At 40.6% G+C, this 25,815-nt stretch carries 20 protein-coding genes; all 20 read right to left on the reverse strand.

Annotation, left to right across the window (positions count from 1 at the left end):
* Nucleotides 1-112: 112 nt before the first annotated feature.
* Entirely contained in the window at nucleotides 113-256 is a 144-nt protein-coding gene (locus T501_RS21275; RefSeq protein WP_155994825.1) for a hypothetical protein, read from the reverse strand.
* A gap of 181 nt (nucleotides 257-437) precedes the next feature.
* Complete coding sequence (locus tag T501_RS09345) at nucleotides 438-1,328, reverse strand: cation efflux transmembrane domain-containing protein (RefSeq protein WP_044914486.1); 891 nt, start codon at nucleotides 1,326-1,328, stop codon at nucleotides 438-440.
* 20 nt (nucleotides 1,329-1,348) lie between these two features.
* Nucleotides 1,349-2,158, reverse strand: a complete 810-nt coding sequence (locus T501_RS09350; RefSeq protein ID WP_044914488.1) for a transporter substrate-binding domain-containing protein — start codon at nucleotides 2,156-2,158, stop codon at nucleotides 1,349-1,351.
* Between the two features lie 70 nt (nucleotides 2,159-2,228).
* A complete protein-coding gene (locus T501_RS09355) occupies nucleotides 2,229-2,969 on the reverse strand; it encodes an amino acid ABC transporter ATP-binding protein (protein WP_044914489.1) in 741 nt (246 codons plus the stop codon).
* Nucleotides 2,970-2,981: 12 nt separating this feature from the next.
* Nucleotides 2,982-3,656, reverse strand: a complete 675-nt coding sequence (locus T501_RS09360; RefSeq protein WP_044914491.1) for an amino acid ABC transporter permease — start codon at nucleotides 3,654-3,656, stop codon at nucleotides 2,982-2,984.
* Nucleotides 3,657-3,806: 150 nt separating this feature from the next.
* Nucleotides 3,807-5,645 carry an alpha-amylase family protein gene (locus tag T501_RS09365; RefSeq protein ID WP_044914494.1) on the reverse strand — a complete coding sequence of 613 codons (1,839 nt, stop codon included), beginning with the start codon at nucleotides 5,643-5,645 and terminating at the stop codon, nucleotides 3,807-3,809.
* A 291-nt stretch (nucleotides 5,646-5,936) separates the two neighbouring features.
* On the reverse strand, nucleotides 5,937-6,635 hold the full coding sequence (locus T501_RS09370; RefSeq protein ID WP_044914496.1) for a L,D-transpeptidase: 699 nt from the start codon (nucleotides 6,633-6,635) through the stop codon (nucleotides 5,937-5,939).
* Between the two features lie 115 nt (nucleotides 6,636-6,750).
* On the reverse strand, nucleotides 6,751-8,049 hold the full coding sequence (locus T501_RS09375) for a glycoside hydrolase family 5 protein (RefSeq protein WP_044914542.1): 1,299 nt from the start codon (nucleotides 8,047-8,049) through the stop codon (nucleotides 6,751-6,753).
* Nucleotides 8,050-8,355: 306 nt separating this feature from the next.
* A complete protein-coding gene (locus tag T501_RS09380; RefSeq protein WP_044914498.1) occupies nucleotides 8,356-10,545 on the reverse strand; it encodes a glycoside hydrolase family 3 C-terminal domain-containing protein in 2,190 nt (729 codons plus the stop codon).
* A 12-nt stretch (nucleotides 10,546-10,557) separates the two neighbouring features.
* On the reverse strand, nucleotides 10,558-12,552 hold the full coding sequence (locus tag T501_RS09385; protein WP_044914500.1) for a glycoside hydrolase family 20 zincin-like fold domain-containing protein: 1,995 nt from the start codon (nucleotides 12,550-12,552) through the stop codon (nucleotides 10,558-10,560).
* Between the two features lie 27 nt (nucleotides 12,553-12,579).
* Complete coding sequence (locus T501_RS09390) at nucleotides 12,580-14,295, reverse strand: SGNH/GDSL hydrolase family protein (protein ID WP_330377033.1); 1,716 nt, start codon at nucleotides 14,293-14,295, stop codon at nucleotides 12,580-12,582.
* Between the two features lie 48 nt (nucleotides 14,296-14,343).
* Nucleotides 14,344-15,300 carry a hypothetical protein gene (locus T501_RS09395; protein WP_026510660.1) on the reverse strand — a complete coding sequence of 319 codons (957 nt, stop codon included), beginning with the start codon at nucleotides 15,298-15,300 and terminating at the stop codon, nucleotides 14,344-14,346.
* Between the two features lie 178 nt (nucleotides 15,301-15,478).
* Complete coding sequence (locus tag T501_RS09400; RefSeq protein WP_044914504.1) at nucleotides 15,479-17,023, reverse strand: ABC transporter substrate-binding protein; 1,545 nt, start codon at nucleotides 17,021-17,023, stop codon at nucleotides 15,479-15,481.
* A gap of 160 nt (nucleotides 17,024-17,183) precedes the next feature.
* On the reverse strand, nucleotides 17,184-18,230 hold the full coding sequence (locus tag T501_RS09405; RefSeq protein WP_242845512.1) for a carbohydrate ABC transporter permease: 1,047 nt from the start codon (nucleotides 18,228-18,230) through the stop codon (nucleotides 17,184-17,186).
* Nucleotides 18,223-19,137: a carbohydrate ABC transporter permease gene (locus tag T501_RS09410; RefSeq protein ID WP_026510657.1), complete on the reverse strand. Its 915-nt coding sequence runs from the start codon at nucleotides 19,135-19,137 to the stop codon at nucleotides 18,223-18,225. Before T501_RS09410 ends, T501_RS09405 begins: the two co-directional genes overlap by 8 nt.
* Before the next feature lie 14 nt (nucleotides 19,138-19,151).
* A complete protein-coding gene (locus tag T501_RS09415; RefSeq protein WP_155994826.1) occupies nucleotides 19,152-21,719 on the reverse strand; it encodes a DUF5696 domain-containing protein in 2,568 nt (855 codons plus the stop codon).
* Between the two features lie 30 nt (nucleotides 21,720-21,749).
* Nucleotides 21,750-22,400 (reverse strand): YIP1 family protein, encoded by a 651-nt coding sequence (locus tag T501_RS09420; protein ID WP_044914507.1) that lies wholly within the window; start codon nucleotides 22,398-22,400, stop codon nucleotides 21,750-21,752.
* Nucleotides 22,400-23,914 carry a hypothetical protein gene (locus T501_RS09425; RefSeq protein WP_196814201.1) on the reverse strand — a complete coding sequence of 505 codons (1,515 nt, stop codon included), beginning with the start codon at nucleotides 23,912-23,914 and terminating at the stop codon, nucleotides 22,400-22,402. Before T501_RS09425 ends, T501_RS09420 begins: the two co-directional genes overlap by 1 nt.
* A 39-nt stretch (nucleotides 23,915-23,953) precedes the next feature.
* The gene (locus T501_RS09430; RefSeq protein ID WP_081675264.1) at nucleotides 23,954-24,871 is read right to left on the reverse strand and encodes a carbohydrate ABC transporter permease; all 918 of its coding nucleotides are present in this window, start codon (nucleotides 24,869-24,871) and stop codon (nucleotides 23,954-23,956) included.
* Nucleotide 24,872: 1 nt separating this feature from the next.
* Complete coding sequence (locus tag T501_RS09435; protein WP_044914509.1) at nucleotides 24,873-25,811, reverse strand: carbohydrate ABC transporter permease; 939 nt, start codon at nucleotides 25,809-25,811, stop codon at nucleotides 24,873-24,875.
* Nucleotides 25,812-25,815: the final 4 nt, after the last annotated feature.

A 25,815-nucleotide genomic window follows, 5' to 3' on the forward strand; every position in this document is an offset into this window, starting at 1 on the left:
ATAACTAAATATCTTTCGAATAAACATAAAAATCCCGGATACATGTGACTATGTCGTGCATCCGGGATTCAGCTCTCTGTTAGTGCTAATATATTCATTTCTCGTAATTCCTTTATCTACAGTAAATATCGCTCCACACACCTACGTAGTTCTGAAGAGCCTGCTCAGCCCGAACATTTTGTGTGTTTCCATAGCCTGCAAAAAAAGTTACTACAAGGCAAATAAACATAATAATTACGCACTTTTTTGTTTCCATAAAACTATCTCCCCCTCAAAGAAATTGTCCTCATAAGAAACATGATAAGTGTTTTTCATTTATCATGTTTTCATTATAAGTATCTTTGTCCAACAAAAGTCCAACAAAAATATAAACTAAGTATAAACTTTTGTTTCAGGGAAGGCTTTTTTCTTTTCTCATTTACATATTTGTAAATGTTTTAAGTCTTATTTGAATTGATAACGATGTTGACCTTACAGTCACCTATCTCTTTTTCAATTCCGGAAGCAATATTTTCTGCAGCTTTTTTTATTTCTTTAAAGCTTTTATCTTCATCAAACATGAGCTCAAGATCAACATATAAAAGATTACCGTTTCTTCTGCTTTTAACTTCTATAAGCTGCTCATATTCTTCATAATATGAGGACAAAACCTTTAATAGTTTAAGCTGCGTATCCTCATCCAGTGTCAAATCCACAAGCTCATAAATTGCATCTGTCAGATGATGAAAACAAATAACAAAGAATGGTATTGCAAATATCAGACACAGAATCGGGGAAAAATAATTAATCCATTTACTTTTTCTATATACATAGCTAAAAATCAGGGCAAGTGAAGCAACTATATCAAATACAAACTCTTTTTTTGCTCCAACATAGGCTGAGTGAAACATTCTGCTTTTTACTTCATGCGCCAGCTTCTTTTGCTTGTTGAGCAGGAATAAATCTATCACAAGCCCGACAAGTTTTAATAAAAGAGCCGTAAGTATAAAGTGGTGTTCCTCCTCTGGCTTTATCAGCTCTCTTATTGAAAAGAGAACTATGCAGCAAAGTCCGGCAATATCAAATATCTCACAGCACATTGCTGTTATTGCTTCCACTTTTCCTGTACCATAATTAAATTGGAATTTCAGATTTCTGTTTAGCTTAACAGAAAGGATTATCAGAATTATTCCGGGAATGATTATACTGGCGCTCTCTACAAACTCCATCCAGATTATCATGTATCCACTTGCAAGCGCCGCAAGAAAAGATGTGATAAAATCCGGAAGACGCCATATCACCAGCAATGTTGCAAGCTTTTGTTCTTCAACTAACCCCTCTTTGTTCATTCTGATATCCTTTTCAAAATTTATTCAGCAGTTATATCTGCACCAAAATATTTATTGGATATTTCTGTAAGCTTACCTTCTTCTCTAAGTTCCTTAATAGCATCATTTATAGCTGCTCTTAAGGTATCATTATCTTCGCCCTTGGAGAGCGGTATTGCATACTTTGTAACCTCTTTATCAACAGCAGCAACCTTAAGGTCTGTTGTTCCTGTTGTGTTGAAATAATCCTGTGCAGATGTGTTTGCATTTATTGTAGCATCTACTGTTCCATTTTGCACAAGTGTCATTGTCTCACCAAGAGTATCTACATTTTTAACTGTAGCACCATACTCAATACCCATTGCTTCATAAGTGGATCCTGCTGAATTAGCAGTTGTAAGTCCGTTTAAATCCGCAAAAGAAGTAATGTTATTATTTGATGCAAGTGTCACAACTACAGCGTGATCATAAGCGTAGGGATCAGTAAAATCATAGGTTTTACCACGTTCCTCGGTAACATCCACACCATTTGCCATCATATCAAAGGTTCCGGTAGACACACCTGTCAGACCTCCGTCAAATGCAACCTCCTGGAAATCAGCTTCCACACCAAGTTTTTCGGCAATTGCTGCAGCTACCTCAACATCAAATCCGATAAGCTCATCTGTAGATTCATCGTGGTAGGTAAAAGGTGCCCATACTCCTTCTGTTGCAATTGTAATCTTACCTGCCGCCTTTATTCTTGCAAGGTGGTCATCAGAACTGCCAGTAGCTGCTCCCTTTGAACCGCATCCAGCGACCGCCACAGTCAATGCAGCTGTCATCATCATTGTCACAATTTTCTTTCGCATTTTGTCCTCCTTGTAATAATTCAAGTCTTAAGTAACCGAAATAGCAGGCTTTACACCCGCAAAATATATATCAGGAATTTGTAAGTCTTAAAAACTCCCTTGTTCTAGGTTGTTTAGGATTATCAAAGAATTCGTTTGAATTTCCCTCTTCGATAATTCCGCCATCAGCCATAAAAACCACCTTTGAAGAAACATCCTTCGCAAATCCGATTTCATGAGTTACAACAATCATCGTCATGCCGTCCTCAGCAAGTCCTCTCATAACCTCAAGAACTTCAGCCGTAAGCTGCGGATCAAGCGCAGAAGTAGGCTCATCAAAATAGATTATCTTGGGATTTGTAGCAAGCGCTCTGGCAATTGCTACTCTTTGCTGCTGTCCGCCTGAGAGCTGACTGGGATAAGCAGATGCATGATCCTTCATTCCAACCCTGGAGAGTACCTCGTAGGCCTTCATATCAGCCTCTTTGTGAGGAATATGTCTTGCAGCTGTAAGTCCCAATGTCACATTTTGAAGTACGGTCTTATTAGCAAAAAGATTATAGTTTTGAAAAACAAAACCTGTATTGTTTCTGATTCCGGAGATCTCTGCTTTGCTTATCTTGGAAAGATCATAGCTTTTACCATCAAATATAAGCTCTCCGTTATCAGCTTTTTCCAGAAAATTTATACACCTTAGAAGGGTCGTCTTTCCTGAACCGGATGGTCCAAGTACTGAAACAACGTCTCCTTTTTCTATTTTCAGATCAATTCCACGAAGTACCTGTGTTGTACCAAAGGTCTTGTGTATGTTCTTAACTTCCAGTAATGACATGTAAGCCCTCCCTTATTTTCTGATTCCATAGCTTCCAAGTAACATCTCTCCTCTACCCTGTATGTATGTGAGTACAGTACAGAAAATGAGATAAACAAGAGCCACTTCTAAATATAATGGAAGGTAGTTATAGGACTGTCCTGCTATCTGCTTAGTTCTGGTAAACATTTCAACAACAGTTATGCTTGATGCAAGAGATGTGTCCTTCACCATGCTTATCAGTGAATTAAACAGTGACGGAAAAGCGGTCCTGAACGCCTGTGGAAGTATGATATGCCACATAATCTGCATATAGCCCATTCCAACGCAGTATCCCGCTTCCATCTGTCCCGCAGGCACTGCCTCCATGGCAGCTCGCATGGTCTCGGCACTATATGCGCCTTCATTTATTGTAAAAACAATAACCGCCATCAAAAACGGATTAGAATGAATTCCAAGAAGTGGTAATCCATAAAAGGCCACCATCAATTGTACAAGAAGCGGTGTTCCTCTTATTATCCATATATAAAATCTACAGAACTGTCTAAGTACAGGTACATTCGCATATTGTACCATCGCTACAAACACTGATAATATTGTAGATAATATAAATGCTATTGTTGCCAGCGGCAAAGTAACCTTTAAACCATATTCCAGTATCTTAGGGAACGAACTTACAAGTAATTCTATAGTGCTTTGTTCCAACATAATTAATCTTAAACCTCAATAACCTATTGCATGCGACATTGTTGTGTCCAATCTATTACACCACTCAGTCGGTTTTTAGTCAACTACTTTTTGTTTCTTCTTTATTTAATATGATGATAGGTACTAAATATACTTCTGACCCTATCATCTTTAATATAAAAGCCAGATAAAATCATGGGCAGGTACCACCAGATCCTTTGCCTCACACTTCTTACCGGTCAGAAGGTTTTTGTAGTTCCCCTCCTCATTGATCCAGGCAGTTTCTTCGTAATCTCCAAAGTTAAACAGTGCTATCAGTTTCTCTCCGTTATAATATCTGCCAATGCCAAGTACATGCTCATTCCATGTCTCAACAATCCACACATCTGCAGCGCAATCAAAAACACGATGTTTTGCCCTGAGTCCTGCAAGCTTTTTTATGCCATCGAAAATACGCTTTTGCCTTGTACCGCTTTTTCTTCTTTGCGCCGCACTTTTCCAATCAAAATTACCTCTGTGAAGATATCTGCTATCTGAGCATTTTATCGGATCTTCATGGTAGGAATAATCATTTAACTGGCCAATCTCATCTCCGCTATATAAGACAGGAATTCCGCTCTGCGTGAATAAAAACGCATGGAGCATGATATCAAGCTTAATTGACCAATCCAGTTTTCTCTCATCCAGCTCATATTCCGCAGCTTCAATGCCGCAAAGAGACGCTGTGGTTCCGCAGAGTCTTGCATCCCCGAGCTTAGGATCATCGTTGTACAGTTCTCCTCTGTGGGATGAACCCGGAAGTACTCCCCTTAATGTATCATTAAGAAATTTCTTATGTGAGACCTGCTCAACGCTGAATTTTCTTAAGAAATCATAATCAAGTCCCCAGCCTATATCATCATGACATCTCAAATAATTGAGGAATATGTACTGCTTAGGAAGAGCAAATGCTATCCCGAGCTGATGTTTCAAAAGCCTTACATCTTTAGTTGCCACCGTATGCCAGGTGCTCGCCATTGTTGTAACGTTATAAAGCATATGACATTCCGGTTTCTCGACTGTTCCAAAATAAGGTACTACCTTGGATGGCTCCATTACAACCTCTCCCAAAAGAATCGTACCGGGACAGACTATCTGCGTGGCAATGCGCATTATTCTCACCAGAGTATGCACCTGCGGAAGATTCCTGCAGCTTGTTCCGAGAGTCTTCCATATATAAGGGACCGCATCAAGCCTTATAATATCAACGCCCTGATTACATAAGAACAGCATATTGGCTGTCATGTCGTTAAATACAGTCGGATTTCTATAGTTAAGATCCCACTGATAGGGATAAAAAGTGGTCATTACAACTTTTCCTGCTTCAGAACACCATATAAAATTCCCGGGTGCCGTCTGCGGAAATACCTGAGGAACTGTCTCCTCGTAGTCATTAGGCTCATTCCAGTCATCATAGAAGAAATATCTGTCCTGAAATTCCTTCTCCCCTCTTCTTGCCCGAACTGCCCACTCATGATCCTCACTTGTGTGATTCATGACAAAATCAAGACAAAGACTCATATCTCTGCTGTGAAGATCAGCTGCAAGCTCGTACAAATCATCCATCGTTCCAAGCTCCGGCTGCACTTTTCTGAAATCAGCCACAGCATATCCGCCATCACTTCTATCCTTAGGACTCTCTAAAAGTGGCATAAGATGAATATAATTAACGCCTACAGATTGAACATAATCCAGGTGACTTCTTACGCCCTGAAGAGTACCTCCAAAGCATCCTGTATACATAAGCATGCCGAGCATGTTGCAGCCTGTGAACCATCCGGGATTTTTCTCTTTCTTTTCATCCCACTCTTTAAGACTTTTATCTCTGGTATCATAAAAATGTCTGAGCATTGTAATAAAGTAGTTAAATGCCTGCTCATCACCGTGATACAGTTCTCCGTAGAGCCATTTGAGCTCATCATAGTAATTTTCCAGTCTTTTATCAAAAACTGATTCTTTTTTCTTAGCCATATTTTCCCTCTTGAAACCTTATTTGATGTTATGATGTATTGATGTCATGTTGCTAATTATTCATGTCATCCTATCATCAGAAATGGGTAAGAAGTCATGCTAAGCTTTATACAAGTATAATCACATCATGACCCTTTGCCCCTTTCATATAATTATATTGGTATTTAACAAAAAAAGCGAACAAAATGTATAAGATTTACACTTTGTCCGCTCATTTTTTTTTCAGCAAAAATACTCCACCTGACTTGGAGATACCTGGTCGGGTGCTCTGCTCAATTAAAAACCAGCATTTTAATGAACAACAACAGGGGTTCCGACTCCAACGCTGTTAAAAAGTGAAACTGCTATGTCATGTGGCAGGTTAACACATCCGTGAGAGCCATTAGACTGATAGATGTCACCACCAAATGAGCTTCTCCAGTTTGCATCATGAAGTCCAATATGGCAAGGATTAGGTGTGAACTGCATCCAGGTATCAACCCAGACATTCCATGTAGGTCCAATTAGTCTTTTTCCGGCAACATGGGAATTGATGGCAAACGTACCTGTCGGTGTTCCATTTCCACGATTGGGATTTCCGGTAACAACAGGAGACTGTAGTTTTACCTGTCCATTTTCATAAAAAGTCATCGTCTGCGATGCAATGTCGATATCAACATATGTGCTGTACGGCAAGCCATTTACAGGCTGATTAACAACAGCCACAGCTGCCACAGGTGCTGATGCCGGGGGAGCAGCCTGTCCATCAAGGATTGCCTGATATTTTGCGGAATCCTCCTGCTGATTCTGTGATCTTCCCTCTTTAGCACCAAAATTCACATAGTGATTATAGAGTGCTTCCGGACTGTTTCCAACAACGGCAACTACATCAGGATATTTTCTTGCATAGAAATTCGCATCAAATCCATCTGCCCTTACGCTCAGGTGTAAAACACCCAAAAGTATCAGTGACATAAAAAATATCGCTAAACCATTCTTCATTCCTCGCATATTGCTTTCCCCCTCATGTTTAGAAAACGATATAGTGTGAATGAATATATTTTATCACATTATTTTGTACAGATATCAATTTAATTGTTTTTTTATAATTTAATATACTGCTTTATTACTTGAATTCCTGCATTGCTTTTATAAGCTCCGGATAAGGAAGCTCCAAAGTCCTTCTGTCTATGATACCGAAGTTTTCTCCACTTCCGTTAAACTGGCCGTTATCCCACCATACGCAGGGAATATTCATCTCTCTGGCCTTTTTCAGATAATATGTAACCCATTCAACGCGTTCTGCTTCATTATCCTTATTAAGCGCGCCATACTCGCCAATTATGACAGGAACATTTTTTAAGAAGAAAGTGGTTTTAATTGTCTGTAAAAGTCTGTCCAGATCGCCATGATCGTTATCATAGGTACTTCTTCCGTTAATATTCAAAGCAAATTCGTAAGGTGTGTATGCATGAACTGAAACAGCAACACAGTCATCATTTTCAGGAAGCTGGATAGCTCTTAAGGAATTTGCCTGTGAACTTGCAGCATAACCGGGGAACATTATCAGGCGTTCTTTATTGTTTCCTTCAGCTGCCCTTATAGCCTCATAACCAGCCATATTTACGGCGTTAACAACGTCTCTTCCCTCTTTATCTCCGCCATTCCATTCAACATCTGTTCCGACCTTTCTAGGCTCGTTCTGAAGTTCAAAAATAAGATGTGTGTCATAATCCTTAAATCTGTCGGAAACCTGTGTCCAGATAGCGGCAAGCTCTTCGGAAGCCTTTTCCTGATTATCATAATAAGGATAATTCCAATCCTCATGATGAACATTTATTATGACAAATGCACCTCTCCCATAAGCGTAATCAACAACCTCCTGCACTCGGTCCATCCAGGCTTCATCAATGTTGTAGTTCTCATCAAGATGAGCCTTCCAGGTTATTGGCACTCTTATAGTGTTAAAACCAAGATCCAGCACTGCATCTATTATTTCCTGGGTAGTTTCGGGATTCCCCCAGCAGGTCTCCTGCTTTGACGGCGGATCTGTGATCTTCAATCCATCAATATGTGCATCCAACGTATTTCCCAGATTCCATCCTATTGTCATCTGGTTTACTATCTCCCATGCAGGAGTGTTACGTTCATCCTTTTCCATATCTTCCTCCTTATTCTCATCGGCAGATTCATTTACGTCTTCAGTAGTCGCTTCGGAATCTGCATCCGTATCAGCATCTTCTTCGACGCTTACTTCATTTTTTGCTTCATCAGACGTATCCTCCTTTACATCATTTTGAGCTGTATTCTCCACATTTTCCTGTGAAACGGCTGTGGTCGCATCAGATACATTTGAAGCATTTCCACAACCTGTTACAAGAATGATGGAAAATGCCATCATCACTGACAAAAGTTTTTTCTTCATAAATCTCATTACTCCTCTTTAAAATCCTGCCTTCGGCAGGACACGCCCCTCGCTTCGCGAGGACCTGGTCCAATACGATTCCCGTTTTTCTGAGGAAAAACAGGAATCTATGACTTTTTGTGGGCAAAAGCGGAAATCGCCCACAAAAATCCTGCCTTCGGCAGGACACGCCCCTCGCTTCGCGAGGACCTGGTCCAATACGATTCCCGTTTTTCTGAGGAAAAACAGGAATCTATATCATTATATATGACTAAAAGCTCCCGATAAACGAGAGCTTTTAAAGTTTTTAGCCTATACTGATAAAAATCACAATCTGATATCCTGTGATATACATTTATGACCAGTTAACTGCTCTGAACGGCTATCCGGCTGGCAGGTTCCGGCATAAAGCACGAATGTTTCTGAGAAAATCTCTCTGTTTCCATCATCATCGACAGATGTAAATGCTCTTGATGCTACATGAACAGTGATTTCCTTCTCCTCGCCTGCTTCAAGGTGTACTCTCTTAAAACCGCAAAGGCAGGGATTAGGAATAGCCTTATCAAATCCGGTATCCTTAATGTAGAGCTGTACCACATCATCAGTTGCTACTGTTCCATTATTTGCTACTGTTACTTTTACATCTACACCGCTGAATGCATTTCCATTTTTTCTGTTGAATGAATCAACTGTTTTTCTTTCCTGTTCTTCATTCTTACTGCTGTAGCCATACTCAGCGCCTGTAGCCTCGTTAACACTTACGCTCTTAACCTCACAGTCACCATAGGTAAGACCATATCCAAATGGATACAATACTTCGCCCTCAAAATATCTGTAGGTGCGGTTTTTCATGGAATAATCCCTGAAATCCGGAAGGTCTTTTGATGTGTTATAAAAAGTCACAGGGAGCTTACCTGAAGGAGAAAGCTCGCCAAAGAGTATTTTTGCTACCTCTACTCCTCCTCTTGCGCCCGGATACCAGGTCTGCAGGATTGCACCCGCCTTTTTCTCTGCTTCAGAAAGGTCTATAGCACTTCCTGACATATTTATTACAACAACCTTCTTACCTGCTTCGAGAACCTGATGCATAAGCTGTCTCTGAGGAAGCGGAAGTTGTAAATCAATCTTATCGCCTGATGCAAACTGGTTACCTGTATCACCCTCTTCACCTTCAAGAGTTTCATCAAGTCCGACTACAAGTACAACAACATCAGAATAATCAACTACCGTAAGTGCCTCTGACATTCTGTCCGGCTTATTGGGATCGGCAAGACCACTGATATTGTCTTTCCAAAGATCACAGCCCTCAGAATACAATACTCTTACATCCTCACCTACATAATCCTCAATAGCCTCAAGTACTGTCACATATCTTGAAGATGTTCCGTGATAGTTACCAACCAGTGCTGATCTGGAATCTGCATTAGGTCCGATAACACCGATTGTATTAATGCCTTCCTTCTTTAAAGGTAAAAGTCCATCGTTTTTAAGAAGTACAATACTCTCAGCTGCAGCTTTGTGAGCCACGTTAATGTGGTCCTTACATTCAACCACGGTGAAAGGAATCTTATCATATTCTGTCTCATCAAACATTCCAAGAAGGAATCTTGTGGTAAACAGTCTCTCACATAAAGTTGTGAGCACGCTTTCATCTATCATTCCTGCGCGATAAGCATTCATTATCTTCTGATATGTGCAACCGCAGTTTACGTCGCAGCCTGTCTCAAGAGCCAGCTTAACTGATTCCTCAGGTGCACCTGTAACATGATGATTTTCATGGAAATCCTTAACAGCCCAGCAATCAGATACATAGTGTCCCTGGAATCCCCATTTTCCGCGAAGATATCCATTCATAAGAGGCTCGTTGGCACAGCAGGGTTCATCATTTGTTCTGTTATAAGCACCCATAACTGCCTCAACATCTGCTTCCTTAACGCATGCTTCAAAAGCTGGAAGATAAGTCTCCTCCAGGTCTTTCTTGGAAGCAATGGCATTAAAGTGATGGCGCTCACCCTCAGGACCTGAATGTACAGCAAAATGCTTTGCGCAGGCTGCAGCCTTAAGATATTCACCGTCACCCTGCATACCCTTTATAAAAGGCACAGCCATGCGGCTTGTAAGGAAAGGATCTTCTCCATAGGTCTCATGTCCTCTTCCCCATCTGGGATCGCGGAATATGTTTACATTTGGAGCCCAGAAAGTAAGTCCTTTGTATATATCTCTGTCCTCACGTTTACTCTGCTCGTTATACTTTGCACGGCCTTCTACAGCAATGATTTCACCAATGCACTCCATCAGTTCTTCGTCAAAAGCTGCGGCAAGTCCTATTGCCTGCGGAAACATTGTAGCGGTGCCTGCTCTTGCAACGCCGTGGAGTGCTTCATTCCACCAGTTGTACGCGGGTATTCCCAGTCTGTCTATTGCAGGTGCATCAAATTTAAGCTGCGAGGCCTTTTCCTCAACAGTCATCTTACTAACTAATTCTTTGGCTCTTTCTCTCGCTTCTTGTCTGTTCATACTTTACCTTTCTTAAAATATATCTCTTCCCTTTTCATCAGGTATTCCGCTTTTTCTGTAAAAATAGGAGTTTACCTGATCTCTCCATTCCTTTGCATTTGCTATCTGCATTTCAAATCTGTGACATACAAGCGCAAAAACCTCAGAAGGAATTTCCTTTTCCATGCTCTTCCAGTTTTCGTACAATTCCTCTGCCTGTGCCTCTCCTTCGAAGTGGCTGTCATAGATATACTGTATCACTGTTCTTCCGTCTTTTAACTTCCTGTCGTAGGCAATATGATGGAAAAACAGTAACAGTTCTTCCGGACAGGTATCAGAATCATTGTACATATCAGCATTTTCAGGATAGTACTGCTGAGCATAGCCGGTACCCTTATCTGTTCTGTCAACACCAAGTCCAAGGTGATCTGCTCTATGATAGGTTCCCCATCTGGAATATTCATAACCATCAACACTTGGTCCGTAGTGCTCATGAGGTGTTACCATCCAGCCTATTCCAAGAGGACTTGTGTACTTTTCATAAATTTCTCTTGATCTAAGGAGCATGGATACCAGTTTTTCTTCATTTTCTTTGCTTAAATCAAAGCTAAGCTGTATCCACTCTCTCGCAATATCTTCTGAAGACAGTTCTGTATTATATGCCAGTCTTCCAAATCCATAGAGGTTTGCGGCAGCCAGATAATTACCTGTCCAGTTCGCGTCATCACCGGTATTTATTACTGCAGCCATTCCGGCATTTTTGTTATTTAAAGCTCTTCCGCTTACAACATCAGCAACGGTGTCGCCTTCGCTCTTGCAATGGGTATGGAAGTCCAGTACTTCCTTGAACATGGGCATCAAATAACATAAATCTATCTGATGACCTGTATATTCCTGCGCAATCTGTACCTCCAGCATCTGATTGGTCTTTGTAAGACCTCCTAAAAGCGGTGAAACAGGTTCTCTTATCTGGAAATCCATAGGCCCGTTCTTTATCTGAAGTATAACATTATCCAGAAATTCACCATCAAGTCCCTTAAAGTAATCATATCCGGCTCTTGCTCTGTCTGTTTTGTAATCTCTCCAGTCCTGAGTGCAGTTATATACAAAACATCTCCAGATAATGATTCCATTATAGGGAGCAATGGCTTTTGCCAGCATATTTGCACCATCTGCCTGATTTCTGCCATAGGTAAACGGTCCCGGTCTTCCCTCAGAATCAGCCTTTACAAGGAAGCCTCCAAGAAATGGAACATTTTCATACACTTCCTTGAATTTCTTATCCCACCAGCTGATTACATTTTCATCGAGAGGGTCACATACTTCCAGTCCGCCAAGCTCTATCGGTGATGCAAAATTAAGAGATAAGTAGAGCTTTATACCATAATCTGCAAACAACTCTGACAGTTCACTTACCTTATCAAAATATCTCTCAGTAATAAGGTAAGAAGCGGCATTTTTGACATTGACGTTATTGATAACAATGCCATTTATGCCTATACTTGCCATCATCCTTGCATAATCACGTGTTCTGTCATTTATATAAAAATTATCATTTTCGAAGAAAAATGATCTTCCGGAATAACCGCGCTCGATACTTCCATCCATGTTATCCCAGTGATTCATCATTCTAAGAGGATTAGAAGGCACTTCATCAGCCTTTATATTAGCAAAGCCGGTTCCTCTCAAAAGACTTTTTATTACATGAAAGGCACCATATAATACGCCATTTTCGTCAGATGCTTCAATTGTCAGCTTTGAATCATCTGCGGATATTCGATATCCTTCATTTTTTATTTCGTCTGATTTTTTTATGCAGACTGATTTTCCGGCATTTTCAATTTCCGTTGTATACCCGCCTTTAAAAAGCTTTGAAAATACCTCTGTAAGTTCGTTCTTTGCACTTTTTATAACACGGTTATCCTCAGAAAATCCATCAAATGCTACACTAAAGGAATCTTCAGACTGTTCATTACTTAGCTTTTTATCATAATCGAGCCATAGTTTGCTCCAGTTTTTATCATTCATCTTGTTCTCCAAAACTATCTATGCCTTTTATAAAACAACGCCAAAACCTAAAATAGTGAACTTTTTATGCTCGTGACCTTTTGCCATACGGATTTCTACTTCATGCATGGCTACTTCTGCTCCGTTGAGTATTATCAGTGGATTGCAGTGAGTCCATCCGTTAACAAGCGGGTCTGCATCAAGCACTTTTCTTCCGTCAACAAATACTTCTGCTGTTCCGAAAATATTTTCTCCTGAATCCTTCATAACAAGCAATAGCTTTGTGCAGCTGATTTTCATGCAGAAAGGCTTCGGATCGTCACTTTCTCCATCATAGTGCCAGTTATTGGGAAACTGTGCTACAGGAACTACTTCGCTGTCCATCTCAACCATCTGCAGTATATTATCTGTTCCTGTAAATGAACCTTCTTCAATAGTTGCACTGCTTATATCTTTTCTATCAAGCAGATAAACTTTTTCAAAGTCAGCGCCGATGGCAGGAGTTCTTCCAAGAAGATCGTCCTCTTTTTCAAATTCTGTCTGAGCATCAGCTTCGGCAGTCATCTTCATGAGGCAGTCGCACATAACCTGGTGTCCAAGGTTGCTGGGATGATATATATCATAGAAAAACTGCTTCTTTGAGATAACTCTGCCTTCGCCCGGCTTGCAGGTAAATTGCGGTGATACAGCATCAAGTACACTAACCATTGGAAGGTCATAGCGCTCACCTACAGGACCAAGTCTGTCCTGAAGGTTCCAGTCGTAGGAAAATACCGCAAAAAGCAGTACTACTGCCGGCTTCCAGGGAAGTGCAAGACATTTTCTTACAAGACTCTCGTAGCATACGCCCTTGGTCTCATCACCTTCATCATTAACAGCAAACTCGATAACGATAAGATCCGGCTTTTCTTTACCATCTCTGAGAATATCTCTCTCAAAACGAATCATTCCAAGCTCTGAAGGAGTACCGCCAACTCCGGCCTTTATGAGGTTTACTTTTCCGCCATTAGCGTACTTTTCCTCAAAAGCATCTGCATAAATACGTGCATAGCTTTTTTCATGAATCGGGATTGCACCTGCGCCCTGGGTAATTGAGCCTCCGATAAAGGAAAGAGTTACATCTTCACCATTCTTCGCCTTCTCTGTAACCTTGTGCAATCTTTCGAGATTGCCCTTTTGCATAACAGATCTCTCTATCATCTCTTTATAGGCATCTGAGGCAAAATCCACTGCACTATCTGTTATCTGCTCAGGTGCTTCAAAGCCATCATTTAAGTAGAGGCAAACATCTGCAATAGCCTGAACGCGTGCTTTATCGAATTCAAATCTGATCTGACCAACAACCTTATCAGTGTCGCACCAGTCAATCTCAGCAAGGTCTATAATCTGCTCTGATCCATCCGCAAGAAATCTTTTGCTCACGATAGTTGCAGGATCTCCCTGGTTTTGTCCATACATCTGCAAAACAAAGTTTACTTCCTCTTTGCCTGACTCTTCTGTTACACAGACACCTATGCTGTGCACCAGCTTTCTAAAGCCTTCTGCTGTAGGAAGCAGGTTGAGAATTTCTTCATCTGTAACATTGCCCTGAAGCTTTGCAGAATCAGGAAGTCTGCCCATATCCTCATATATGAACTGAATTCCTCTTCCATCAGGCTGAGGTGCTGCAAATATCTGCTTATCCTGCATAATATAGAAATATGGTCTCTTTTTAGTTGGGTCTTTTGGGGCTACAGGGCCCTTTCTCTCTTCAATACTCATCATGTCCTCTTTTCAAATTGTATGGTTTAGTTTTCATGCGAAAGTAGCACATCACGGCCATCTACCCGGTCTTGGCTTATTAACCGTTATTATTCCTGAACTCTCAAGATTTCTAAGAAGCAGTAACCTGGCTTCTCCAACCTTTTCAGGCTTGAGCATATAAAAACTATAGGTTTCTATAAGCGAGAAAAGATTACCTGTTCTTCCTTCAATCTTAAAGTTATTTATTCCCATAGGTACATATTTCTCCCAGATCATCTCCGGTGAAACAAATGTAGAGTATTCCTGGATAGTATAAATACAGTTTTTATCTCCGTATTCGCATGTCCAGGGCTTTATGGGCTTTTGTTTATCCTTGGGAAGCTTTCTGTTCTCAAGGGTTGTTCTCTGATTTATGGCTATATTTTTATAATGGTCTCCTCTGCGCTTACAATCGGGAACGCAGCAGGCGTTTATCAGAACCTCCAGCTTTTCTTTGTGCTGAACCTTCTCCAATAAATCCCATTTATTATTCAGGTTGTAATCAAGAACCACATATTTGTAGTCCTTTTCCATCTCTTTATTCAGTTCTTCAACATCACGGATTTCCTTACATGTGGTACTGTTGAAATGATATGAAGGATATTTTTCCCTGAGATATTTTTCCAGAACTTCAGAAAAAACAAGAACTTCATTCATTCCGTTATCAGCAACCTCCATACAGAAGTTGCAAAAAGGATCGTCCAGATCCTCTTCTGTTAACAGCGGATTGGTAAATGTGTATCTTATCGGTATTCCTTTTGCATTTATGCTTTTAACGACATTTTTAACAAAGCCTGCATCACATTGATCATTTCCTAAGAATCTTCCTCCATTCCACAGTGCAAGTGGGAATGCTCCGAAAAATGATGCGATTTCCACGCCTTCTCGAAAATATTCAGGGTGCTGCTCCATCAGACTTATCCAAAACATATTTAAAGGATAGTTGTAGCGAAGTCCCGGCAGATGAAATTTAACTTTGTTACTCATGGTACTTTACTCCTATTTATAAAAAAGATTCCTTAATTTGTGACTCCATGAACGTCTGAATGGACGCTCTGAAATGAGTGGCACATGATTTAGCTTTAAAAAACTGATTAAGCTTATAAAAGGGCGGCCTAAGGATAAGCCGCCCCTCAGATTCTCCACTTATCGAGTTAAGCAGATATTATTTATTTGCTTCGTCAACGTATGACTTCCATGTATCAGCGATAGCTTCTACCTGCTCAGATACAACACAACCAGGTGTGATGTTCCAGATGAAGTCTGCTCCGACATCCATGTTAGGAATCATGCCGTGGTAAGCAACTGTACCGTGCTCAGGCTGAGTCATCATTGTGATTGTCTCGTCTACAGATCTTGAATCGAAGATACCGTTACGTGCTGTAGAAATGTTTCCGTTGTAATCTTCGTAGCCTTCAGGCTGGTTTGTCCAAAGATCCCAAGCGAATGCAAGCTTCCAAGCCTTGTCTGCATCATAGCAAGCAGGAATTGCAACCGGGTTGTTAGACCAAACGTTGATATAATCCTTACCCTTAGGTCCCTTAGGGAACATTACGAAACCAACTTCATCCTTCATATCCTCAAGGAAGTTACCAGGGCATCCTGCGTACTCATCCTCGATCATGAATGCTGCCTGACCGTTAAGGAACTGCTCTTTGTAGTAATCCCACTCAGCACCCTCAGGGTTAGCAACTTCTGCGTCATACTTTGTGAACATATCAACTGTCCAGTTAAGAGCCTCAAGAGTCTCAGGATTCTCAAGGTCATATGTGTACTTACCGCTAGCATCCTTACCAACAAGGTCTCCACCGTTAGAGAAGATAGCCTGTGTTGTCATGTTACCTTCGTTAAGTGTCATACCATATACATCGATAACACCATCATTATCTGTATCTCTCTGAACCTTGGAAAGAAGTTCTTCGAACTTATCCCATGTCCATGAGCCATCTGCCTGCATATCATAAATTGTCTCAGGATCGATACCTGCATCTGTAAGAAGTCTCTTATTGAAGTATACACCTGTTCTGGGCTCTGAATAGCCGGCATACATAGCGTAAATCTTGCCATCCTTAGAGAACTGCTCGTGAAGAAGGTTTCTCTGGAACTTCTCCTTGCTGAAGTCAAGACAATCAAGTGTAGAAAGGTCATACATAAGGCCGTTAGACATAGCAGATGTGATAGCCGGATCAGCACGAAGGACCCAGATGTAGTTCTCGTCACCGCCTGTTGTAGCGTAATCTACGAAATCTGCAGGTGTTGAACCCCAGTCTGAAATAGCCTGCTGCTTGATTGTGAAGTTGTATGTTTCCTGAGCCCAATCTCTGTACTCCTGAAGAGCTTCCTCATAGTCGTTAGCGGGTTCAGTCGGGTCGCCTGACCACCAGTCACGGATAATGATTTCCATACCGCCGAGATCGATAGGGTTACCATCAGCATCTGTCTTTACTTCATAGAGATCTCCACCCTCAGAAGCTTCTTCAGCATCAGCTTCTTCAGTTTCCTCTGCATCAGCTTCCTCAGCGTCAGCTGTTTCTTCTGCTGCATCAGTTGTCTCTTCTGCTGCTGTTTCTTCTGTAGAAGCAGCTGTCTCTGTCTCAGTTGCTGTATTTGCGTCTGTTCCATTGGAAGCAGCGCCACAACCAACTGCGCTCATTGTCATTGCTGCAAGTGTAATAGCAGCTGTAACTTTTTTGGTTAATGCCCTTTTCATCTTTTTCCTCCTTATAATTGAGATTTATTATCTCTTGGATTGTTATATAGAAGCCATCTGCCCCGGCGCATTCCCGGGTGCTGCCAGAGCAAATGGGCATTCCCTGATAAGAAAATATATTTCTATACTCTTCCACAAATTGTTGTGCAAAGAGATTTTTTTACATCTTGATACCTGTATTAGCAATACTCTCTACGAATGCACGCTGTGCGAAGAGATACAGGATAATCAGTGGCATAATAATCATAAGTGTACCTGTAGCAAGGATACAGTTTGAATATGCAACTGAAACTGTTGTCTTAACTCCGTTAATACGCTGGATATAAGCACCGAGACTATCGATAATTCTTGAAAGGCTTGTGCTTACAAGCTTTGTATTACCAAGGAAAAGTCTTGAGTAAAATCCGTCTGTCCACTGCCATACAAATGCAAACAGGAAGCATGATGTAATAGGTGGCTTAGCCTGAGGAAGCATGATTCTTACGAAGGTCTTAAGCATTCCGCATCCATCAACATAAGCAGCTTCTTCAAGATCAACAGGAAGTCCTTTGAAGAACTGTCTGATAATGAAGATGTACAGACCATTCTTAAGTCCCATACAACCGGCACTCATCAGATAGTAAGGAATAGCTGATCCTCTAAGGTTTAATGTGGTACCTGTTGTAAGCTTTATCAATCCCAATATATCGAAGAATCTGAAATGCAAGTGAAGTGAACTTGCAATTGTCTGCGGAGGTATAAGAATTACCAGAATAACTGCCGCAAACCAAAGCTTTTTAAGCGGGAATTCAAATCTTGCAAAGCCATATCCTACAAGTGTACAAACTGTAATCTGCAGTATTGCTATTGTAAGTGCAATGATTATGGAATTAACAAGAGCCTGACTATAGCTCATAAGCTCTGCAGCAAGTTTGTAGTTAGCTGTAGTGAAATGCTCAGGTATTGCAATAACAATGGGATTGTACAGATCCTGCTCTGTCATAAAGCTGACAGATATTTTGTTTAATATAGGCTGCAGGATCATGAAGCACATTCCAAAAAGAAGAATGAATCTTGCTATGCTCACACCAACGTCCATTATACGCTTTCTTAAAAGATATCCACCGGAAAGTCTGTTTCTTTCCCAGAAATCTTTGTCTGCGTGGACATTCGATTTTATTTTGTTTTCTTTGGCACTCATTTTCTGTGCTAATGCCATATCAGTCATAGTAATAAACTCCCTTCGAGATAACAAGAGATGTAATTCCCACAAATGCAAGTACAACTACGAAATAGATCCAGGACATTGCTGAAGCATTACCATACTGCATCTGCTCAACCATGACCTTCTGTATTTTCTCAATAACGCCGTTGTCTGAACGCATACAGAAATCAACTACAGTGTAAAGCCAGTTAACAAGGAAAAGTGAACTGATCATAGGGAAGGTAATCTTCCAAAGACTCTCCCACTTTGTACATCCCTCAATATCGGCTGCTTCATACATACTTGAAGATATGCTCTGAAGACCTGACAAGAAAATGATGATCTGAATACCTGAAGCAATTGCTACATCATAGATGTTATCGATAACTTCAAATACCTTTTCATAAGCTCTGACACCGATACCTGCTGTACGAAGGATACTCTCCAGGGCAGCTGTTACGCTTACGCCCTGTGTTGACTGCTCAATTGTCTGTGCAAGAGATGCCATCAACTGGTTGTTTGACTCAAGTCCTACGATTACACCTGATGAAAGGATAACCGGCAGGAAGAATATTGCTCTTACCAGTGCACGTCCTTTGAACTTCTGATTCAATATCAAAGCTACAAAGAAACTGAATACGATGATTGCAAGTGAGTAAACTACCATTCTTGAGAGCTCTTCAACCAATAATCTGTTGAACTCTGGGTCTACTCTGAATGCATAAATGTAATTGGTAATTCCAACCCATGTCTCCTTAAAGTCTCCGGCTCCAAGTTCGACGCTGGAAAAACTCATATGCAGTGACTGCCACAGAGGCTTTATCATGAATACCAGAAATCCTATTATGAATGGTGCTATAAAAGCATATCCAGCTTTCGCTTTTCTCTTTTGCAGTCCTACTATTTTCTTCTTTTGCTTCTGCTTTTCCATAAAACCATTTCCTCTCATCTGACAACCAGATAATCTCTGGCAGGAACTGTCTTTCCGTCCGGTGTCTGCGCATCACTATATCCATAGTTAACGTAGACATTTGTTCCATCCGCATACTCTGTACGGGACAAATCTTCTGTTATGTTTTCGTGATCAACCATCTCCTGATTGAAGGTATGTCCGAGTTCTTTGTTATATCTTGTATAGATCTCGATCATCTTATCTTTCCAGGAATCATAGTTTGCACCGTAATATTCGGTGTAAAGTGTCTTCTGTGTTGCAAATGGTGTCTCATTCATGAAGGTGAAGTGTAAACCTGCACCATATTCAGCACTGTAGAGAACTTCATTTGCCTGATTGCCACCTATATTGATTGATTTTCCGGTATAGTCAACTCTACCGTGTACAGCTATCTGATAGAAAGGTACACACTGGTCAAGTATTGTATACTCACTTCCTCTAAGATCCATGTCTGTAACCATGCTTGCAAAAGGAACCGCATAGTCATTACCCATGTTGATCATTATCGGTGTGCCTTCACCCTGAACCTTTTTAAGCTCTTCCTCCTGAAGGCCCTTTACACTCTGTCTGCTCTGGATATTCTTTCTGTAAAAATCTGATGAAAGATCTTTTCCGATATCCTGATAAGATACGCCTGCTCCATAGGATGCAGCTGTACCTGCAAACTTATCTGCTATATCCATTGCCAGCTTTGTATGTAAGAGATAATACAGATGGTCTGAATTTTCTCGCTGAGCATAAGTAACGTGGCTGTATTCGTAGAGCTTAGCCTGATCCTTACTTATGAACTTAGCTGCATCTCTGTATGAGAAGAATCCATCAAGCAGATTAGAATCGTTAGCATACTGTGTTATTCCATCAAGGTATACCTTTGATCCTGTCTCTTCTCCGGTTTTTACCAGATCCTTCAAGTCTTTCTTACTTCCCAGGGCTCCGATGGGCTTTGCTGATTTGAGCAGTCTTTGGTCAACACCGCCGTTGCACCATCCGGTAAGCTTTACTGACATGTTCTCAACGCCATTAGCATTAAGATCTTTTACAATATCACTTGCTTCTTTATAGCTTGTAAGCTTAAGCGGTCTCTTTACAGGTAATCCAAGAATCTGCTTAACCTTATCGATAGCACCTACAACCTCAATTGCTACAGGAGCACTTGTATCCTGGTTCATTGCAAGTGAATCGCCGTATTTATTCTGAAGATATGAGCCGTACTCCTTAGCCATGTCTACATAGCTTCCTGAGTTGATGAAGCTGTATCTTCTTGTAAGAGTTTCATCCGGAAGTGAAGGTACATACTCATATACTTCACTGTTTGCAATATCACCTACATCATACTTTTCTCTCTGACATATGCTGTATACTGCATTTACATAATTATAGCTGTTATTTTTTCCACTTATGTCAGCCTGAATTGATGCATAAGGGCTTCCATCTTCAAGAACACAGATGAAGGAATCATTTCCTTCAGATACACCAAATACTCCGTAGTAAGCTCTGGTGTTATGTACTACCGCATCTCTGCTAAGGCACATATCCCAACCATATACATTGGTGTAGTAGCTGCTCTGTGATACTTTACCGTTGTTGAAGTTAATGGTAGCTCCGCCGCCCTCAGGAACGAACATGTAACCGTCCTGATCCTTATCTCCTGCTCCGAAGTACGGAAGTGGTGTGATTGTGTAGATCGGTGTATCCTTTTTGTATTTAAGATCCTGCATAGGTATCTCAACCACAAGATCATTGCCATCAAGCTTGTAAACAACACTCACATTGAATATAGGCTTGTCAGAATTGGAAACTGAAAGATCCTGAGCCTTATCTGCAAGATAGTTATCATAAGTATATCCTGCATCAGCAAAAGCTGTTTCCATCTTCTTTCTGACATTCTCTTTTGTCTTATCTCTAAGAACATAGATTACGTTATCTGCCAGAATAGGGTAGCTGGCAAGAAGCTCATCTTTGTTGTCTTTTTTGCCAAGCTTGTTGATGTCATACTTTTTGTAATACTGCTGGACAAAGTTAACTGAATCCTTATCCATCTTCTCAAACCAGGAATCAAGCTCATCTTTTGTAATAACAGGCGGTATTACATATTCCTTGATTACATCACCCAGTGAGTAGTCAACTCTTATGGAATCACCCTCTGTAGTAATGTTGTAAATCTGGTTCGCTGTACTGTATGCATATGTATTGTATGTTGTTTCAAGTCCTGTAACCACTGAATATGACATGATCAGAGGTGACTGAAGATTTGCTTTTTCCTCAGGTAATGCAATAGCATCATTTGCTGCATTATCGGGATTTGACTTCCACACCTTTCCGGTTTCCTTAACTGTTACGGAAAACTGAGTAGTAAGTGGATCCATCTCCAGTTTCAACTTGTCGTTTTCAATTACTACTGTATCTTCTCCGCCATCATAAGAATACGGTGCGATAGCTTCCTCTGTATCACTGGCATTTTTATGATTTATTATGAAAAGCACGGCAACCAGTATCAAAACACATATGATAACAGGTCCTATCAAGCTTTTTATTACCTGCCGTATTTTTTCGTTCTTCATATTTTTCATGTCTGCTCCCATCCGTAATTCCTATAGTCGGAACAATAATTCCTTACCCAGAGATATAAAATAGGAAACTCCCTGAGATATCATACTGAAGAAAATCATCAGTATGAAGATCATAACAAGCATTGCAAAAAGTGTTGCCACTGTGAATAAAAGGTTTTTTCCTGCTGCATATTCATGAATCTGTCCCATTGCTGCTATAACCAGAAGTGCTGCCCATACAAGCGATATGGCACTTACCATTGCATAGAATTCAGCTTCATCTACAGTAACGAAATTACTGAAAATCATCAGCGGGAACTGGATCAGCGGATATGGCGTAAGTGCATAGCAGGTTGCCATATATACTTGTCCAAGCCTTCCCTTTCCATCGAACAGTGTTGTAAGTCCCCAGTTTCCTAATACCCAAAGAGTTAAAGGGAACAGGATACTTGCTACATACAGGAAGATGTTCAGGTCTTCCCAATAAACTGTCATGAAAATAAAACTTGTATATCTTAGTTTAAGTATTCTTATAAGAACAGTTGCGATTAGTATTGTATTGGCTGCCGCATATGTTCCTCTCTTTTCATGGGTTAAATCCCAGAATCCGTCTAGCGGATGAGAGATGCAATATAATGCAAACTTCAGCGAGTCAATATAACGATCATATTTCTCTTTTGTGATAGCTGCCATTATTTTTCTCCGTCCTGTGTATTCATGAAAATATCTGCAGTGTCAATCTCATGTCTGATTTTCTTAACTCTTCCAATTGTCATTGGTATAAGGAATAGTGCAAGAAGAACCAAAACAATCACTACAATATGATCTTCAACCCATATCTTTCGATACTGCTTATAAGCTTTTGAGTAGTTATCCTCATCATACTTAAGCTCAAAATATCTCATTGCTTCCTTATACTGTTTCTGTCTAAGGAGTGCTCTTCCTATTCCAATATAAGCAAGATCATAGTTGCCGTTCTGCTTCATTACGCTTTCCCAGGATGCACCGGATTCTTCATACTGGCCTTCATCAAACTGATCAATAGCGTTAAATACTGTCTGTCCAAACTCTGTAGGAACATATACTGTAATGGAATTATCAAGGGCATCTACTACATAAAGGTCTTTACCAATGTGGTCAATGGCTGTAGGTCTTCTGAAATAACCGTTCATGTTACCGTTTCCACCAAAGCAGAATACGATATTTCCCTGATCGTCGTATCCGAAGCATCTTCCTCTGTTTCTGTCAAGGCAGACATAAATGTCGTTGTCCATGACAGTTACGTCAGTGAAGATTGAAGGACCTTCGTAACCACCGCCGGATCCCCAGTAGAGATCACCCATTACTCCCCATTCTCCGTTGTTGACGAGAATGTCATTACCTAAGAGGTTAAGCTTTCTTACTGCACAATCAGTATCGGATGCCTTATCCTCATTAAGAGCCATTGTTGCATATATGAAACCTTCATAATCCATGTAGATATTTTCATACTCTGTAGGAACGAAGGATTCCATCTTTGCTCTCTGTTCCTGAGAAGCGAACTTTTTCCAGATATAATCTGTCCAGTCGAATTTTACCTTGGTAGCTCCTACAAATCCTGAAAATGTTCCATCACTCTCATACTTTATAAGACCTTTGTTAATTCCTGTAGCTATGCAATACACACGCCCTGCGGTGTCGATTGCAAGCTTTTTAGGCTGAAATACAAGACTGGGATCCAAAGTATTGTCGACGGGCTTGTTAAACTCCATAACGTAATTTAAGTCCTTATCAAGCTTTAATACTCTTGCATTTCCCTGATCTGCAATGTAGAAATCCCCTTCTTCAGAAACTGCTACATCTGTGGGATTTGAAAATGTCTTTACATCTGTATTTCCCTCAAATGAATCAATTATTCTGACAACTTCAAGTTTCTCAGCAGAATCTCTCTTTAACTCCAGAATTCTGTTATTTCCACTGTCACAAAGATATATCAGGTCCCCGTATGTGAATATTCCATCAGGATTATTCAAATTTGTATCCAGTCCTAAATCTGAACCGGTAAACACCTTACAAACATTGTAGAAATCGGGACTTTCCTGAACATCTCCCCAGTAATCGTAATTATAGGTGTATCCATATTCACCTGCGTATGCCGTTAAAGGAGTGGCAGTAACTATCATCATTCCCGCAAATATTGCAGCAGCTCCTTTTACGATTTTTTTCATAGTATGCATAACTAACACCTTTCCAAATGTGGTATTTCATCAATCCTTAAGACCTGAACTAGCCATTGTCTCAAGAATCTGACTCTGAGAGAATACAAAGATGATAATCGGAACGATCATTACTACAACCAGTACGGCTGCACCCTGACCTGTTCTTGCAATACCACCACTCTGAATCTGCTGAAGTGCAAATACAAGTGTCTTTTTCTCTTCTGAATAGATAAAGGTTGCTGCTCTGTCATTCCAGAGTCTTTGTACCGAGAAGATGATAAGTGTCATCCATGCGGGTTTAACGTTCGGCATTACTATTCCCGCAAATACTTTCCATTCGTTTGCACCGTCGATCTTAGCTGCCTCAATAAGTGAAGTCGGAAGACCTTCCATGAACTGTTTCATAAGGAAAAGTCCCATAGGTGCTGCGAATGCCGGGATTATTATTGCCCAGTAGGTATCGATCCATCCCAGTTTATTTAATATGATATAGTTCGGGATTGCTGTAACATATCCCGTGAACATCATTGCCACCGTAACGATTTTGAAGAATGTCTGATTTCCCGGGAACTCATACTTAGCAAGTACGAATGCCGCCATAGAGGAAATGATCAGATGTCCAAAAGTTCCTACGAATGTGATAAATACTGTATTAAACAGATATCTTGAGAATGTTACCCATGATTTACCCATTGTTACAAACAAATCTGAGAAGTTATCCATTGTAGGATGCTTAGGGAAAATCGTAGGTGGGAACTTAAACAGTTCATCCAAAGGCTTCAAGGCACTACTTACTGCATACACAATCGGGAATGCCATGATAACAGCCACCAGGATCAGGAACAGATACAGGAAAAAGTCACCCCATATTGATCTGTTAGGTTTCCTCTTTTTAATCAGCTTCTTACGGTAAACCTGTTCTTTTTCTGCTTTTTCAATTTTTTTCTTGGTATTTTCTTTACTCATGTCAGGTTCCCACTCTCCTCAAGAGACTTTGTATTGCTTTGTTGCATAAAATCATCATCAGGAACAGGATAGTTGCTATTGCGCAAGCGTATCCCATTTCATATCTCATTGAACCGTAGTCAATAAGGTGTGCTACGATTGTTCTTGCTGCGTAATCCGTACTGGGGAATCCGCAAAGCTGCATTGTTACATCAGCTACGTTAAATGCCTGTGTTATTGACATAACAGCACCGAACATAAGCATCGGCTTCATGTTGGGAAGTGTTATGAACCACAGCTCCTGCCAGCGGTTCTTTACGCCATCCATGTATCCGGCTTCGAACTGTGATTTATCAACGCCCTGAAGACCGGCTACGAAGGAAAGGAATCCGGATCCAAGGCTCATCCATAAGATAACCAGCATACAAATAGGAAGCATATACTGAGGATTTATAAGCCAAAGGATAGGTGTATCAATTATTCCCCACTTCATTAAAAGTGCATTTACATGACCATATGCATCACCTCTGAACAGTACAGAGAAGATAACGAAGCAGTTTCCCGCGATTGACGGTGCATAAAACACCATGACCGCAATACTTCTGACCCATCTTGGTAATTCATTTATCAGCCAGGCAAAAAGGAAGGACATTATGTAACCAAGGGGTCCTGTTACTATCGCAATTATCAAAGTGTTTTTAACACCGACCAGGAAGATATCATCCTGCAGAATCAGGCTGATGTAATTCTGCAGTCCGATAAATCGCGGCGCTTCCAATACGTTGTAATACGTAAAACTAAAGTATATGGATGCCAAAACCGGAAAAATGTAAAACATGGTAAACAAAATCGCGTAGGGTGCAAGAAAGAGATAGCACATTTTTCGATTTTTAGCCTTTTTATATGCCACCTTCGCATTGTGTTTGCGCAAGGTGATATATTTCTGAAGATACTCTTTCATTTTT

It is taken from the genome of Butyrivibrio sp. WCE2006 (assembly GCF_000701985.1).
GTDB lineage: Bacteria > Bacillota > Clostridia > Lachnospirales > Lachnospiraceae > Butyrivibrio.